Source organism: Marinococcus halophilus (assembly GCF_002265875.1).
Taxonomy (GTDB): domain Bacteria; phylum Bacillota; class Bacilli; order Bacillales; family Marinococcaceae; genus Marinococcus; species Marinococcus halophilus.
Map to the genome: position 1 here is coordinate 32,913 of NZ_NPFA01000011.1, position 16,782 is coordinate 49,694.

A 16,782-nucleotide genomic window follows, 5' to 3' on the forward strand; every position below is an offset into this window, starting at 1 on the left:
ACCTCTTATTAATATTTATAGCAACAAAAACGAAATGATTGAAACAAAAACAGTTGTAATGCACATAGCAATTAAAGGTTTAAACGCTTTATTACGTAAATCTTTAAAAATTACATTTAATCCCAGACCGACCATAGCAGCAGTAAGCAACCAGGTCGTGGCATTTTCAACTCCGACCATTATTTCTTTAGGGAAAGCAATGACTTCATTTAAAACAAATGTATTTATTAAACTCATGCCAATAAAACCTAAAAGAAAATATGGAAACGGAATTTTTACTTGGGGGGCGTTTTTCTCTCTTGAAATTTTTTTCATACAAAAGATTAAGATGAAACAAACAGGAATTAGTAAAAACACTCGTCCAAGCTTTGCTAAAAGGGCAATAGCTAAGGCATCTTGTCCTGCTGGTTCTGCAGCTATAGCTACATGCGCTAATTCATGAAGACTCATACCCGACCAAATACCATATTCCATCGATTCAAGAGGAATAATGGGGCGTAACAGAATATAAATAATAGAAAATACAGTTCCCATTAATGCAATAATCCCTACGCTTATCGCAGTGTCTTCATTTTTTGCTTTAAGTATTGGAGCTACTGCAGCTATCGCTGCTGCTCCGCAAATTCCTGTTCCTACACCCAATAGCATAGAGATGGAATAATCTGCTTTTAATATCTTGGCTAACCACAGAGTAAATAAAATGGCAAAAGTAATAATGACTGCATCCCTAATTAATAAACTCGCGCCATCAGTTAAAACAACGGCAATATTTAGTTGCAAACCGTATAAAATAATAGCTAAACGTAGAAGTTTTTGCGTCGAAAAAGTTATACCATCTCTTAATTTTTCGGGATATCCAAATACCTGGCGGTAAGAAACAGCAAGTATTATGGCACAGGCTAATTGGCCAATATAGCTAAAACCAGGAATAAGGGCTAATAAAAACCCTAAGAAAGCGATTACAAAAGTGAATAAAATACCTAACAACCATTTATTTCGATATTTCATGCCTGTGTTTGAGGAATATCTATGTGTAGTAGTTTCTGAATTCATTCAAGCCACCTCCTATCCTAATGTTATCTATGTTGTTTTAAAATTAGAAATAAAGATATGTAATACACGATATAATTTAATGTAATAAAAAATTGTTTTTTCTTTCATTGAAATCTCGTCCATAAGTGTCATGGTTCAAATTAAATAAAGTGATCTCAGCCTTAACTCAAGATCACTTTAGAATCTTTAAGATTTAAAGAAAAAATTTTAATTTTTCTTATTATTCAAATAATAAACAAAATAAATTTTCTTATTTCGAATCCTTACCAATAATTCTCATGTCTAGTTCTTCTTTTGTTAATTGGCTAATTTTTTTACGATTTACTTGAAAAAATGTAAAGCCAATCAATATCCAAACAATCATAGCAATCCATGATGGGAAAGCCAAAGCCCCGGGAGAACCTGGAACAATTAATAATAAAATAAACCCCACACTAATGAATACTCCTAATACGGAAATAATTTTTTTCTTTGGAGAAATTTGAAACTTATTTTTTGCAAGTGATTCTTTTTTATTCCAAGCAAATATTTTATATGAAGCTAAACAACAGTAAAGAAAAGCAACTGTAACTCCTATTGAAGACATATCTACAATCCAATTTAAAGCTTCCCTTCCAAAAAAAGGAGAAATTAAACAAAGTAAGCATATAAACATTATACTAATATTTGGAGTTTTATATTTATGATGCAGTTTACCAAAAGCACTTGGAAAGATTTGTGACCTCCCCATGGCGAATAGTAGACGACTGGTAGCTACATAAAATCCATTAAGGCCAGTAAAAATTCCTGCGCTTAAAGCAATAGCTAGTATAGATACCCCTGTAATACCTAAAGTGTTTCGAACGACCTCGCCTGTGCCCCATTGATGTTGCGCATTTACTAAGTCTTGCCAAGGACTAGCAATGGTAGTAGCAAATACCATTAGCGAATATACTAAAGATGCGCAAATGAGTGAAAAAGCGATCAATGCAAACGCTTTTTTGGGTTTGAAATTAAATTCTTCAGCAGCTTGAGGAACATTATCAAAACCAATATATGCCCAAGGCGCTATTGCCAAAATAGAAAAAATCGCTTCAAATGAAGTAATATTAGTATTAAACAGCGGCTGAGAAAAAGATAACGAGGAACTTGAAGAGAAAAATATACCAATAGAAATTGCAAGAGCACCTAGTATTAATACGACTACGAACCAGTATTGCATCGAGCCTGAAAAACTGGCACCTCGTATATTAAATATAGCGAAAACAATAATCGCTATACATGATATTAAAACTTCCCCGGCATAAACTTCCCAACCAGCTACACTATACATGTATCCCCAGCTCACTAATTCGGGTAGTAAAAATCTAAACATTAGCCCTAATGCTGACGCATTTAATGCAATTATGCAGGCGTAAGCTAAAGCAAGAAACCAACCGCATACATAGGCATGATATTTTCCAAAACCGTAGTAAGCATAAGTAAATCCGCCCCCGGTGAAAGGAAATGTTTGTATTAAATAACCATAACAAAAACCTATAACCATCATTAATAACGCTCCGAGCGTCATCCCTAAAATAACCCCTAATGGTCCAGCGGTGCCTAGCCATTGAACCGGTTGAACAAAAGCGCCCCACCCAACTGCTGAACCTAGTGCAATGGCCCAAACCCATTTAGGTTTTAATGTTTTTTGCAATTGATTATTTTCTGAATTTTTTCCTTCTAAATTTTCTTGAGGTAATGGAGAGACATTATCTTTTAATTTCATTAAAATTGCCTCCTAATTTCTTTTATCCACTGACGAGTTAAAAGTTAGAGCGGAAATATATTCCGCTCTAATGTTTTATCGTTTCTAAAACTTGCTCTAAAGTATTTAATAGAAAATCTAAATCTTCTTCCGTTGAAGTTAACGGAGGAGCTATAATTAACACGTTCCCGAGTTCAGGAACAGTATCCCCATTCTTTCCTATAATAAGCCCTTTATTTTTGCACTCTCTCAAAATTTCGTTCATTGCTTCATCTTGTAGAGGAGCTTTGGTTTCTTTATTACTTACCATTTCCAAGCCATATAAAAATCCTACTCCTCTTACCTCTCCTACATTAGGATGTGAAGAAAGGGCTTCCAATTTACTTAACTTGCTAGTTCCTAACTCTTTTACTCGATTAGTAATACCTTCTCTTTCTAAAATTTCAATGTTTTTTAATGCTACAGCACAAGCTGTTGGATGGCCTCCGTACGTAGAAACGTGGCGAAAATGACTATTTCCAGTGACTTCTTTAAATGGTTCGTAAATTTCATTTTTAATAGCTGTAGCTCCTAGGGGCATATAGCCACTCGTCAATCCCTTTGCCATCGAAACCATATCTGGCTTTACATTTTCGCTATGCATGAAACCAAACATTTCTCCAGTTCTTCCAAAACCTGAAACTACTTCATCCATAATTAATAAGACGTTATATTTGTCACAGATTTCTCGAATTCTTTTTAAATATGACGCCGATTGTGGTTTGATCACTCCACCGCCCGAAATAAAAGGCTCCATGATAAACCCTGCTACTGTCTCTTCACCTTCCCAAATGATCGTTTGTTCTAAAAAGTCAGCTGCTAGTTCATCATCTCTCTCAGCATCAGCGAATGTACTTCTATAAGCATAAGGAGGCGGAATGTGTAAAAAACCCGGTACTAAAGGATCGTATTTAGTCCTACGTTGCGCTTGTGCCGTAGCGCTCATGGCTCCCATTGTTGTACCGTGGTAAGCTCGGTATCTTGATATAAATTTATATTTTTCGGGATTCCCAGTTTGTCTATGATACTGGCGGGCGATTTTAAAAGCTGTTTCGTTGGCATCAGAGCCACCATTGGAGAAAAATGTTCTATAATTACCACCTAAAAGCTCACTAATTTTGGAAGCTAACTCAATAGCCGGCTCATGGCCAAAGGTTAATGGAAAATAAGCTAATTTTGAAAGTTGTTCAGTGGCTGCATCTACAATCTCTTGTTGCCCATGACCTAAATTCAAACACCATAGGCCTGACACCCCGTCCAAATATTTATTTCCACTTTTATCAGTGAACCATGAACCTTCCCCATAATCAGCTACCATTGGCGAAGCGTCAGGATTATGTCGGTGCATGGCGTGCCAAAGATGCTCTTTATCTTTTGTAATTAATTCTTGTTCTTCATTTGTTTTCATTATTTACTCACTCCTTATTTATGATACTTGCTGGTTTTTGTTTAACTAAAACTAACAAATTCTTTTTTATGAGCTTCCGCTATTGCAGGGTGAATAATATTACCATCATGAATATTAATTGCTGATTGTAGTTCAGGGTGTTTTATTAATGCTTTCTCTATTCCTAAAGTAGCAAGTGAATTAGCGTATATTGCAGTGGCATTTGTTAATGCTAAAGTTGCGGTTCTTGAAACTGACCCAGGGATATTAGCTACTGCATAGTGAACCACCTCGTGTTTAAGATAAACCGGATTCTCATGAGTAGTGATTTTATCGATTGTTTCAATACACCCTCCTTGATCCACAGCCACATCCACGATTACAGAGTTTGCTTTCATCGCTTTAACCATACTTTCTTTCACAATTTGTGGTGCTTTTGCCCCGGCGATTAATACAGCCCCTATTAAAAGATCTGCAGAAGCAACAGCATTGCTTACATTTTGAGGATTAGACATAAGTGTTTCGACTCTACCATTGAACTGATCATCAATTTCGCGTAAGCGTTTAGCACTAACATCTAAGATTTTCACATGAGCGCCAAGACCAATAGCTATTTTTGCAGCATTTACTCCAACAACGCCTCCACCAATAATAGTAACTGTAGCCGGCGCCACTCCTGGTATACCCCCTAACAATACTCCTTTACCGTCAAATGTGCCTTCTAAAAATCTAGCTCCAATCTGAACTGACATTCTACCTGCTATCTCGCTCATAGGAGTTAGTAATGGCAAAGAACCATCCTTTAATGCTAATGTTTCATAAGCAATAGCCGTAACTTTGTTTTTCTGAAGTTCATCAGTTAAGCTTGGTTCCGCTGCTAAGTGCAAATACGTAAAAAGAATAAGATTTTCTCTAAAATATTGATATTCTTCAGGAAGAGGTTCTTTAACTTTCATTACCATTTCGCAGTCCCAAACTTTTTTTGTGTCTTTAATAATCTCCGCACCAGCACTTTCAAATTCAATGTCATTAAACCCACTTTGTTCCCCAGCTTTTGTTTCTACGCAAACTTCATTTCCATTACTAACTAATTCTTCAACCATTGATGGGATAATCGCAACTCGTTTCTCATTGTTTTTTATTTCCCTTGGTATTCCTATACGCATTAACCAAACACTCCTTTTTTAATGATTTGACTTATTTAAACCACAGATACCTTACTAACACAAACAGTGTTTCTTTAACGGAATAAGTTATTAAGCAGTTTTTGTAAGCGCTATCATTGGTATGCTAGGATTTTCTAAAATGTTTATCACTCTATATAAATTTTTTAAATGTTCATTATTAAAATATTTGATTTAAAAGGTTTGCCAATTTTATTTCAATTATAGAATGAATGTGTTTATAATTTGGTATCGCTTACAATTTACATTTATTAACCTAAAAGGAGGATTTATTAATGGACATGGAAACTAAAAGTCAACTAAGCGAGCTGCGTAAACAAGAACACTTCAATCAAAAAACAAAGATGACTCCTAGTGAGGCTATCGTCGAAACACTCCTTGCAGAGGATGTCGAGCAAATTTATGGTATATTAGGCTCTGCTTTTATGGATATGCTAGATTTGCTCCCGACTGCCGGAATTGAATTTATTCCAGTGCGTCATGAGCAAAGTGCAGCTCATATGGCGGATGGATACACTCGTGTTACTGGAAAAGCAGGCGTTGTTATTGGACAAAATGGTCCAGGAATCTCAAACATGGTGACTTCTGTAGCTGCAGCCCACCTGGCACATACACCTATGGTAGTAATTTCTCCATCAGCAGGAACCCCTACTATTGGTTGGGACGGCTTTCAAGAGGCAGATCAAGTATCTATGTTTGAAGCTATCACTAAAGAGACTGTGCAAGTTCCTCACGTAAGTCGTGTAGCTGAGTGTTTACGCACAGCTTTTCGCATTGCTTATGCTGAAAGAGGACCTGTACTTTTTGACATCCCTAGAGATTTATTTTTTGGTGAGATTGAAGAACAAATTCTTTCTCCTCATCAATATCGCGTAACAAAGAAAGGTTTTGGAGATTCTGAAGCTTTAGATAAAGCTGTAAACCTTCTTCAACAAGCTCAAAAACCAGTAATAATTTCTGGCCGTGGCGTTGTTGACGCCGATGCTGTCGACGATGTTCAAGAAATGGCTGAGTATTTGTCCGCTCCAGTAGCGACTTCATACATGCATAATGATGCGTTTCCTTGGGATCATGATTTAGCCGTAGGCCCAATCGGTTATATGGGAGCAAAATCAGCTATGTATACATTAGAAGAAGCTGATGTCGTTTTAGCTATCGGCACGAGGCTTTCTGTATTTGGAACTTTACCGGCCTATGATATTGACTATTTTCCTAAAAAAGCCGATATTATCCAAGTTGACATTAACCATCGAAACATCGCTAGAACTCATCCTATTGAATGCGGAATTTTAGGCGATGCTAAAGATGTCACACAAGAATTAAATAAAAGAATACAACAACACTATCCGGAAAGAAAATTGAATCAAGAAAGATGGGAAAAAACAAAAGAACGTAAAAACGAATGGATTCATGAAATTGAAAACGAAGCAATGGAACCTGGACAACCAATGAACCCGCGTAGAGCACTTTTAGAAATTTCTAATTTGATTACAGAAGATACAATTGTTACATCTGATATTGGTAATACTTCCTCTACCTCAAATTCTTATTTAAGATTCAATAAGCCACGTAAACATTTAGCAGCACTTACGTTTGGAAATTGCGGATTTGCTTATCCCGCAGCATTAGGAGCCAAGAAAGGGAACCCTGATGTACCAGTCATATCTATAGTAGGAGACGGTGCTTGGGGAATGAGTTTACACGAGGTAAGTACAGCAGTAGAACAAAATCTTCCAGTAGTAGCTTGTGTTATAAATAATGAGGCTTGGAGTGCAGAAAAGAAAAATCAAGTCGATTATTATAATAATCGTTTCGTAGGGGCAGATATACAAGGGCCTGATTTTGCAGAAGTAGCTAAAAGTATGGGAGCAAATGGGGAAACAATTGACAACCCTGAGGATCTGCAAAGAGCGTTTTCTGAAGCTTTGCAGGCTAAAAAGCCAACTATCTTAAACATTAAAGTAGATGGTACCCAGTTAGCCCCTCCTTTCCGTAAAGATGCTTTGAAAATGCCAACTCGCTATCTTGACAAATATATCCATCTTGACCATGAAAATTGGTAGTATAACGTGATCGAAGACCTCTTAGTTTAAAAAGGGGTCTTCGTTTAGTAAAGGCGGTAGACACAATATGAATTTTGAATATATTAAAACTTTTTATACTCTAGCAAATTGTAAAAATTTTTCAGAAACTGCCAAAGCGCTTTATTTATCTCAACCATCTATTACTTCTCAAATTAAATCTTTAGAACAATATTTAGGGATTAAATTATTTACAAGGACACATCACTCGGTAGACTTAACATTAGCTGGAGAAATCTTATACCCTTACGCAGAAAACATTATTAATATGACTACCAAAGCCGAAAATGAACTTAGCGAGTTATCTGATACTTTACTAGGTAAATTATTAATAGCTAGTAGCCTGACTATTGGTGAAAGTGTACTTCCTTCTTACTTAAATACGTTTAAAACTCACTATCCAAACGTAAAGCTAGAAACTGTTATCACTAATAGTAAGCATGTAATCGAAATGATCCAAAGAAATGAAATAGAAATAGGGTTAATAGAAGCAGAATTTGATGATCCTTCATTTATTACCCATTCTTTTATGGAAGATGAACTTGTCTTATTTGGAAATAAAAAAGATTGTGAGCTTTTAAATAAACCTATTGATTTAAAGGAAATAAGGCGTCTCCCATTAATTTTACGTGAGCAAGGTTCAGGAACGAGAAGCGTAGCTGAGAAGTATTTAAAACACCATCAAGTCGATCCAAAGAAATTAAATATTATTTTAGAATTAGATAGTACAGAATCGATCAAATCTGCAGTAGAAGCTCATCTTGGTTTTTCCATTTTGTCTAAAAGTGCTATTCGTAAGGAACTAAGTTTTGGATTATTTGAGAACATTTTAATAAAAAACAGCAAATTTACCAGAACATTTAAAATCGTGTACAAAAAAAACAAAGAGCTCTCTTTAATTTCTCAAAAATTTTTAGAATTAATATTATCTTTTTCTGACGAAAAGAGGTTGCAAGATGAAAATACAAATAACACAACTTAAAAATTATCAATCCATAGTTAAAGAATGGCTTAAAGTCATGGCAAAAATAAAAAATGAAGAAGTTTACGAACAAAAATTGCTCCAAAATATTGCTTTTGAAATAGATAATTTGAAGCTTGATAATATAATAAAAGATTTTCCTTATGACCTGCTTTATTTCCCCTTAATACACCTTCGCACCTCACTTAATGAACTTAAATTTGCGTCTAATCATTCTATTCAAATGAAAGAAATAGAAAGAATTTATTTAGAAATGGAAGTTTTATTAGCAAATATAAATATTTATATTGACTATTATCTTTACAAAGTCAATGAGCTTCAAAAATAAATATAAACTGAGTTATTTATGTAACTAAACAATACTTTTATTTAGGTTGCAGTTATTTTCTTCATTCCAAAAGATTAGCAACCTTTACATTAGCGATGCCCTTGTGGCACATATTCATAACAAATGCTTTCAACGTGGCATTTGTGCTTTTGTATAGCGTCGTCACTTGTTGATAAAAATCGCTGTTCCTGCCCCGGAAAATGGTAAGTACCGGCTCCTCAAGTTCGGTTTTCAGAATACATTCTTAGGGTATCTGCTATTACGGGAATTTCCGGAACCGATGCTGCACGCCTCGTAATTCTCGTCATCCAGAGAGAATGTTCACTCGGTTTGAAACAACTGTTCAAAGAAGTGTTTCAGATAAGATCGGAAGAACTCATTCACATCCTGATATTGGATTGGAGCGTGAACAATATCTGTCGAAGAATTATTCACAAGAACTCCTTTTTTCTACAAAAGTGGTGGGCTAACTTACTTTATCGAGAAAAGGAGTTTCTTATTTTGTTCGCTCGTTTATACAAAATATTTTAAGCTCTCTTCATGCCTTAATTTTTCCTTGTATATCCGTATTTTTTAAGAAACATATTTGAATCAGTAATTTTCTTTTACCCTTACATATAACAAAAGTGCCAACCTGAATACATACAGTAATTTACGTTAATGATTGGTGTATTCATTTTACAGATCTCTCACGTTAAGGATATTTTAGTACAGGTGCTGTTGTTAAACTAATCGGTTGACACTGTTAATAATAATTTTGGCTTCTTTCCTAAATATAAGAATAAAAGACAGATTTCTATATTCGACATTTTATGCTACTAAATAAAACGTTCTATGAATAATATTTATCTTTTCCTTTTCAGTTTAATAAACAACGATATACAGCTCTCTGTATTACTTGTATTATATATTTTTATAATTTATACATTGTACTTTCTGTAGTAAAAATATGAACATTTGGATGGCTATGTAAAATAGAGGCAGGAAAATTTTGTGTTGGAGAAGAATGAAGTAATTCATGTAGTGCAGGAGTTTTGTCTGCGCCTTGAACTAAAAGAAAAATCTTTTCACTCTCCATAATAGTGCCCAGTCCCATGGTGATAGCATGAGTAGGCACCTTCTCATTGGAAGCAAAATGTTTCGAGTTGGCCTGGCGAGTACTAGGCGCTAGTTCAACTACCCGTGTTCTGGAAGAAAATTCAGTGCCAGGCTCATTAAAGCCAATATGTCCGTTTATGCCTAGACCAAGAACTTGCAAATGAATTGGTCCATGTTCTTTTATCAAATGTTCATAATGTTCAGCTTCATAAGTGGAATTATTAGTGTTCCCACGAGGAATATGAGTTTGGTCATAAGATAATTTCAATGGAGAAAAAACATATTGATCCATATAATAGTGATAACTATTCGGGTGCGCCGGAGATAAGTCAATATATTCGTCAAGATTAAATGTTTCAACTCCATTTAAATTTAACGGAGCGTGTTTTACATAGTTCACTAAACAGTTATAAGTTTCCTTAGGCGTTTCTCCGGTGGCAAAGCCTATTCTTGTTGTCGAACGCTCGAGAATATGTTGATACATTTGTTGTGCTACATATTGAGCTAGCTCGGACGTATTTTTTAAAACATGGATATGCATACTAAACGTTTCTCTCCCTTTAACTGTAACTATTTTCTATGATTCACAAAATTCGCAGTGATTTGCTGTGGTCTTGTGATAGCTCCTCCTACTACTACCGCATGAGCACCTAATTCTAATGCTCGGTGGTACCTTTCAGGTGTTGAGACATTTCCTTCCGCAATTACTGGTATCTTTAATGAAGATTGCAATGTTTTCAGAAAAGCAAAGTCGTCTTCGTATAATTTGTGAGAAGCACTTTCCTGAGTGTAACCATATAGGGTGGTGGATACACATTCGCACCCGAGGGCTTCCGCATCCATAGCTTCTTGTTTTGAAGAAATATCTGCCATGATTTGTACATTTTCGTTTCGAGCTCGAATGTATTTGACTAAATCACGTAACGTTTCCCCATGAGGACGGAAGCGATGGGTAGCATCCAACGCAATCATTTCACAGCCGCTATCTAATAGTTCATCGACCTCTCGCTTCGTAGCGGTAATAAAAACGCTGCTATCAGCGTAATCACGTTTAACAATGCCAATAATAGGTAATGTAACTTCCTGTCGAATAGCGAGAATGTCTGCTTTTGTATTGGCTCGGATGCCTTTCGCACCGCCTTCTTGAGCAGCTATTGCCATTTTCGCCATGATCGATGAGCTGTGCAAAGGTTCATGGGCCAGTGCTTGGCATGAAACAACGAGACCGCCTTGAATATCTTGAATCATATGATCTCCTCCTGAAAAAATGGATAAATGCTACCTAGTAAGGCTGCATCATTTTGTAATCTAGCGGTTTGCAAAGGTGTCCGAAAACGTTTATCTGGCAAATATAAGTCAAGATGCGGATCAATATAACGAAGAAGCCGGCTCTCTTGTTGAGAAATTCCTCCTCCCAATAAAATCATGGAAGGATTTAATATCAACATGATCTCAGCAATCCCTTGAGCTACATTTGTTCCCCAGCGGTGTAAAAGCTCTTGGCCCTCTTTATTTCCTTTCTCTGCTTCCGTAAATAACGCTTCAATGGTTGATGGCAGCTCGGGGTATTGCTGCAATTGACGTTTCAAGCTATTTGTCGAAGCTCGAGTTTCATAGTTCGAATGATCCGTAGGATTTGTGAGCATGTAGCCGATCGAATTGCCATTGCCATAATGTCCATCCATCAATTGATCTGTGTAATAGGCTCCTCCAATTCCCGTACCTAAGGTAAGCAGATAAATGTTTGCCGGATCCGCTAACCCCCTTGCCCATATTTCTCCCAATAGAGCCGCTTTCACATCGTTTTCAACATGTACAGGAACGGCAAATGTTTGATGTAAAAAAGAAGCAATTTCTGTGCCCTGATAATGAGCGATGGTTGGGCCGGCATAGACTATTTTGCCTTGAGCACGGTCCACAATACCGGCTGTGCTCACTCCAATACCACTTAACACATAAGAAACTTGTAATTTCTCAATAATCCTTTGGATGGTTAAAAGAATGCCGTTCCCAGTGTTCTCAGGCGTCAACTGCTTGTGCTTGGTCTGTATTGCCCCCCAATGATCAAGCACAGCATATTTAATGTACGACCCCCCAATATCAATAGCAGCGTAGTACATCTTCATTTCCCCCCTCCTCATGAACTATCGATATCCTGAATGTGTTGAGTCAAAAGCCTTTTGGCTTCTAATCCGTCCGAATGTTCCATTGCCTGAAGAATAGCGTAGTGATCCATGGTTACTTTATGATATTGCTCAGCTGTAATATCGATTTGGATAACATCAAAAAAATACGTCGTAATCATATGCGTCATTTGAATAAATAAATCATTGTGAGTGGCTCGTAATAAATTTAAATGAAATTGCATATCTTGTTGCCGGTAGTCTTCTGGCGTACAAGCATGTTCTCCATCTCGTACAACTTGATATAAACCTTCAATATCTTGATCCGAACGATGGTTCATGATTTCCTCAATCGCACTACATTCGATTAAAACACGCAGGCTTTGAATTTCTTCTTGATTTCCACTATTAAGCTGCCATAAGAAGAAAAAATTACTTAATAAAGATTCAATATTTGTGTGATTGATCGTAGCTCCACTACCATGCCGGACACTGATTACTTCTGTATTTTCTAAAAAGCTTAATGCTTCTCGAACCACAGAACGGCTAACACCTAATATTTCTACAAACTTGCGCTCTGTGGGCAATTTATCACCTGCCGATAAATTTTGCTCAATCATGTACTGCTTGATTTGATGAATAACTTGCTTTTTTAACGAAATTTTTGCTTCGGTCATGAATAAGTCTCCTTTTGTATTTGTTGGAATCGTCATCAAAAAAGGTTGACTCATTAAATATAGCATATTAAGATGTATTGAAATTGGTCTGACCAAATAATACAAAAATATGAGCCAATGCGCAACTCATATTTCACATTGGAGGAGGAAAAAAATGAACGGAATATTTTCAGCGTTAGTTGTTCCATTTGACGAGCATGGAGAAATCATCGAAAAGGGGCTGCGTGAAGTTGTTCGTCACAATATCGATGTGCAACAAATAGATGGCTTATACGTCAACGGAAGTACCGGAGAAAATTTTTTGATGAACACGGAACAAAAAAAACAAGTCTTTCGCATCGTGCAGGAGGAAAGCCAAGGGGCCATTACTCTTATTGCTCAAATTGGTTCCTTAGACATTTACGAAGCTATTGATCTTGGCATCTATGCCCGGGATCTAGGCTATGACAGCTTGTCTGCAGTTACACCTTACTACTATCCGTTTTCCTTTGAAGAAATAAAAAACTATTATCTAACGCTTGTGAAAGAAACCAACCACAAGATGATTATTTATTCTATCCCTGCATTGACAGGCGTTCATATGAATATGAATCAATTTGATGAACTTCTACAAGAAGAACAAATTATCGGCGTGAAGTATACCGCAGGTGATTTCTTTCTTTTAGAACGTTTGCGTCAACGGTACCCCAATAAGATGATTTTCTCTGGTTTTGATGAAATGCTTATTCACGGCACGGTTTCTGGTGTCGATGGGGCTATTGGCAGTACGTATAATGTTAATGGACGCAAAGCCCGTCGTATTTTTGAATTGGCGCAAGAAGGAAATGTGGCTGAAGCCTATCAGTTGCAGCACGAAACCAATGACCTGATCGAATCATTGTTGGATATAGGTATTTATCAAGCGATCAAAGGGATCTTACGTGAACAAGGGGTACAAGCTGGGTTGTGCAAGGCACCGTTAACTCCGCGTCATAACGTTGATACAACGACCATGCAACAACTAATTAAAAAACATCAATTATAATTAAGGGGGCAGCTTTTATGACGGATGTTAATATGGGCGCCATCAACTGGATTGTTATCATTATCTATCTGGGTGGAATGCTCCTTGTGGGAGCTTATTTCACCAAACGTGCTGGGAAGAATACGGATTCCTTTTTTAAAGCTGAAGGAAAAATTCCTGCTTGGGCCGCAGGGTTTAGCATCTATGCGACAACGCTTAGTGCAATCACCTTTATGTCGACCCCTGAACAGGCTTTTTTGACTGATTGGTCGTATTCGGCAGGGAACATAGCTATTTTTGCTATTGTTCCACTGCTCGTCTATTTCTATATTCCATTTTTCAGAAAATTAAATGTTGTTACCGCTTACGAATATTTGGAAGAACGGTTTGGACCATCGATTCGATTAATTGGTAGCTTACTTTTCGTATTGTTTCATATTGGCCGTATTGCCATTGTCATCTACTTACCTACATTAGCGATTGGCTCCGTCTCAAATATTAATCCCATACTTATTGCGAGTATTGTTGGAATTTTGTGTATTATTTACACGTTTTTGGGTGGTATCGAAGGAGTTATTTGGAGTGATGTGCTTCAAGGCATTATCTTAATTGGGGGAGCAGCTCTAATTATCACGTTGGGCATCTTTTCCATCGATGGTGGGATTGGCACGGTCGTTGCTGATGCGGCAAGTGATGACAAATTTATTACCAGTCAAAACTTTCAATTAGGTACCGCAGCAGCAGCGATTCCCATTATTTTTCTTGGGTCAATCTTCAACAACTTGCATCAATACACGGCTAGTCAAGACGTCGTGCAACGGTATCAAACGACCTCTTCTGTGAAAGAGACCAGAAAATCGCTCATTACGAATGGCTTTCTTGCATTGCTGACGATTCCTTTATTTTATGGTATGGGTACGGTGCTATATAGTTATTTTAATCATGCGGGCACTCTGCCGGACAATGTGAACACTTCAGCGATTGTGCCATTTTTCATTGTAACCAGCCTTCCAGCCGGAATAGCCGGTTTACTCATCGCAGCCATTTTTGCAGCAGCACAGTCAACGATCTCTTCTAGTTTAAATAGTATTTCTGCGTGTATCACAGTCGATGTCAAACAGCGCTTTTTCGATGCCTCACCAAAAGAAAATGGCGTGTGGTTTGCGCGGGTCGTAATTATTATTGCTGGAGTACTTGGCATGTTAGCCGCTCTTTATCTTGTTTCGACCAACCGGGCGGAAACATGGAATCTTTTCTTGAGTTTGACAGGACTATTTGGCGTGCCAACCGCTGGTATTTTTGCTCTCGGAATCTTCACCAAGCGCGCAAATACTCCAGGCGTTATTCTAGGTCTTTTTGGAAGCGCTATTCTTTCGTATCTGATTCAACAAACCGCTTTCAGCCCATTTATGGTAAGTACTTTTTCATTCTTCGGATCGATGTTAATGGGGTATCTGTTTAGTCTATGTTTTCCTTCCCATGGAAAGAATATTGAAGGCTTGACGGTTTATTCCCTCAAGACGAAGTATCAACGTGTGAGCAAGGCGTAGTTGAAAAAACAAAAGTTAATCATTTAACGAAAAACATTGAGTAAACATCTACGAGGATAAACAAAAGGGGGGTTCATTTCATGAAGTACTTGATTATCTGTTTAGCCGTTACGGCCGGGTTTTTTAGCTTAAACCTAGGAGCCCAAGCGTCCAGTACTAAAGACACGGATATAATTACGGAATTAACAAATCCTAACAGTGTCTATTATCCAGGGTATGCCGATGCTACGAATTTTCGCATTCCGGCTTTATATCAAACCAGCCAAGGGACCACGATCGCTGGTGTTGATCGACGCGTCAACAGCGGAGCAGACTCACCGAATAATATTGATTCTATTCTACGACGAAGTTTCACAAACGGCCAGACATGGGAATCAGATAGCATTTTCATTAACAATTATCCCGGAAATGCTTCAAATATTGATTTATCTTTTGTCGAAGAAGAATCATCTCAAAAGCTTTTTGCCCTTGTCGATGGTTTTCCGCATGACACGGGTCTCATGGGGGGCATCGGAAATAATATTGACAGAGGCACAGGTTTTTCTACGATAGCCAATCAACCGTATTTCACTCTTTACGACAATGAGGATCAATCATATACGGTTCGGGATGATGGCATAGTTTATGATAAAAATAATCAACCAACGCCATATACAGTTAAAGATCACCGGATACTATATAAAAATGACAAGAAAGTAGATCATGTTTTCAGTTCAACGTCTCCTCTTCAAGCAAAGCAAATTTCCTATTTAGAACTTTATACGAGTCAAGATGAAGGGAAAACTTGGTCTTCTGTTCAAGACCTTAATGCTCAAGTAAAAGAAGAATGGATGTTGTTTTTAGGTACGGGACCTGGAAATGGCATTCAAATTCAGCAGGGCCCCCATGAAGGACGTTTAGTTTATCCCGTGTACTTCTTTAATCAAAATAATCGTCAGGCAAGTGCCGTTATTTATAGCGATGATGGAGGAGATACCTGGCACCGGGGTGAGTCTCCGAATGAGGGACGAATCACACCAGATGGAAAGCAACTGGATGAACGCACATTTTCAAATCGTGAATACGAATTGACCGAATCGCAAGTCGTTGAGATGCCCAATGGCCAACTAAAAATGTTCAGCCGAAATCGTTCTGGTTACGCCCAAATTGCTACCAGTTACGACGGAGGAGTTTCTTGGGATAATCATATTCAAACAGACACGGACCTACCAGCGCCTTATAGTCAAATGTCTGTAATCAACTACTCCCAACCGGTTCAAGGGAAACCTGCGATCATTTATTCAGGCGCTAGTGATCATACTCAACGTGTTAACGGCAAAGTCAAAGTTGGGTTAATTGAAGATCGTGGTTTCGATAATAATGGAAAAAAAGATTATGATATTAATTGGGTTGATGAACAACTTGTGAAAGAAGGACATTATGGGTATTCAAGCTTAACAGAATTGACTGATGGAACTGTAGGTTTGCTTTATGAAGCAGATGCAAACGAAAACATTGATTTTGTACGCTTTTCTATAGAAACAGAATGAATAAATGCTAAAGATAAAAATA

Annotated in this window: 14 protein-coding genes; 6 read left to right on the forward strand and 8 right to left on the reverse strand. The window is 37.3% G+C overall.

Features of this window, described 5'->3' with window-relative positions; translation table 11 throughout:
* Nucleotides 1–15 precede the first annotated feature (15 nt).
* From CHL76_RS11815 to ald, 4 genes are all read right to left on the reverse strand, one after another.
* A complete protein-coding gene (locus tag CHL76_RS11815) occupies nucleotides 16–1,053 on the reverse strand; it encodes a YeiH family protein (protein ID WP_094908656.1) in 1,038 nt (345 codons plus the stop codon).
* Nucleotides 1,054–1,303: 250 nt separating this feature from the next.
* Nucleotides 1,304–2,800 carry an APC family permease gene (locus CHL76_RS11820; protein ID WP_094908657.1) on the reverse strand — a complete coding sequence of 499 codons (1,497 nt, stop codon included), beginning with the start codon at nucleotides 2,798–2,800 and terminating at the stop codon, nucleotides 1,304–1,306.
* A gap of 67 nt (nucleotides 2,801–2,867) precedes the next feature.
* Nucleotides 2,868–4,226: an aminotransferase gene (locus tag CHL76_RS11825; RefSeq protein WP_094908658.1), complete on the reverse strand. Its 1,359-nt coding sequence runs from the start codon at nucleotides 4,224–4,226 to the stop codon at nucleotides 2,868–2,870.
* A 41-nt stretch (nucleotides 4,227–4,267) separates the two neighbouring features.
* Nucleotides 4,268–5,371, reverse strand: a complete 1,104-nt coding sequence (gene ald / locus CHL76_RS11830; protein ID WP_094908659.1) for an alanine dehydrogenase — start codon at nucleotides 5,369–5,371, stop codon at nucleotides 4,268–4,270.
* A gap of 293 nt (nucleotides 5,372–5,664) precedes the next feature.
* Here ald and xsc point away from each other — a divergent pair, with 293 nt between their 5' ends.
* The 3 genes from xsc (at nucleotide 5,665) to CHL76_RS11845 (ending at nucleotide 8,780) form a co-directional block, all read left to right on the forward strand.
* Nucleotides 5,665–7,452, forward strand: coding sequence for a sulfoacetaldehyde acetyltransferase (gene xsc / locus CHL76_RS11835; RefSeq protein ID WP_371862274.1), 1,788 nt, complete (start codon nucleotides 5,665–5,667; stop codon nucleotides 7,450–7,452).
* A gap of 67 nt (nucleotides 7,453–7,519) precedes the next feature.
* The gene (locus CHL76_RS11840; RefSeq protein WP_094908660.1) at nucleotides 7,520–8,452 is read left to right on the forward strand and encodes a selenium metabolism-associated LysR family transcriptional regulator; all 933 of its coding nucleotides are present in this window, start codon (nucleotides 7,520–7,522) and stop codon (nucleotides 8,450–8,452) included.
* Nucleotides 8,427–8,780, forward strand: a complete 354-nt coding sequence (locus CHL76_RS11845; RefSeq protein ID WP_094908661.1) for a hypothetical protein — start codon at nucleotides 8,427–8,429, stop codon at nucleotides 8,778–8,780. Before CHL76_RS11840 ends, CHL76_RS11845 begins: the two co-directional genes overlap by 26 nt.
* 913 nt (nucleotides 8,781–9,693) lie before the next feature.
* Here CHL76_RS11845 and nagB read toward each other — a convergent pair.
* The 4 genes from nagB to CHL76_RS11865 are packed head-to-tail and all read right to left on the reverse strand — an operon-like array spanning nucleotide 9,694 to nucleotide 12,678.
* Complete coding sequence (gene nagB, locus CHL76_RS11850; protein ID WP_094908662.1) at nucleotides 9,694–10,419, reverse strand: glucosamine-6-phosphate deaminase; 726 nt, start codon at nucleotides 10,417–10,419, stop codon at nucleotides 9,694–9,696.
* A gap of 29 nt (nucleotides 10,420–10,448) precedes the next feature.
* The gene (locus tag CHL76_RS11855; protein ID WP_094908663.1) at nucleotides 10,449–11,126 is read right to left on the reverse strand and encodes an N-acetylmannosamine-6-phosphate 2-epimerase; all 678 of its coding nucleotides are present in this window, start codon (nucleotides 11,124–11,126) and stop codon (nucleotides 10,449–10,451) included.
* The gene (locus CHL76_RS11860) at nucleotides 11,123–12,004 is read right to left on the reverse strand and encodes an ROK family protein (protein WP_158219171.1); all 882 of its coding nucleotides are present in this window, start codon (nucleotides 12,002–12,004) and stop codon (nucleotides 11,123–11,125) included. Before CHL76_RS11860 ends, CHL76_RS11855 begins: the two co-directional genes overlap by 4 nt.
* Nucleotides 12,005–12,015: 11 nt before the next feature.
* Nucleotides 12,016–12,678, reverse strand: coding sequence for a FadR/GntR family transcriptional regulator (locus CHL76_RS11865; protein ID WP_094908665.1), 663 nt, complete (start codon nucleotides 12,676–12,678; stop codon nucleotides 12,016–12,018).
* 154 nt (nucleotides 12,679–12,832) lie between these two features.
* On the opposite strand from CHL76_RS11865, the gene CHL76_RS11870 reads away from it, so the two are divergent.
* The 3 genes from CHL76_RS11870 (at nucleotide 12,833) to CHL76_RS11880 (ending at nucleotide 16,760) form a co-directional block, all read left to right on the forward strand.
* Complete coding sequence (locus tag CHL76_RS11870; protein WP_094908666.1) at nucleotides 12,833–13,702, forward strand: N-acetylneuraminate lyase; 870 nt, start codon at nucleotides 12,833–12,835, stop codon at nucleotides 13,700–13,702.
* A gap of 17 nt (nucleotides 13,703–13,719) precedes the next feature.
* Entirely contained in the window at nucleotides 13,720–15,231 is a 1,512-nt protein-coding gene (locus CHL76_RS11875; protein ID WP_094908667.1) for a sodium:solute symporter family protein, read from the forward strand.
* An 80-nt stretch (nucleotides 15,232–15,311) separates the two neighbouring features.
* Nucleotides 15,312–16,760 carry a sialidase family protein gene (locus tag CHL76_RS11880; RefSeq protein WP_094908668.1) on the forward strand — a complete coding sequence of 483 codons (1,449 nt, stop codon included), beginning with the start codon at nucleotides 15,312–15,314 and terminating at the stop codon, nucleotides 16,758–16,760.
* The last annotated feature ends 22 nt before the right edge of the window (nucleotides 16,761–16,782 follow it).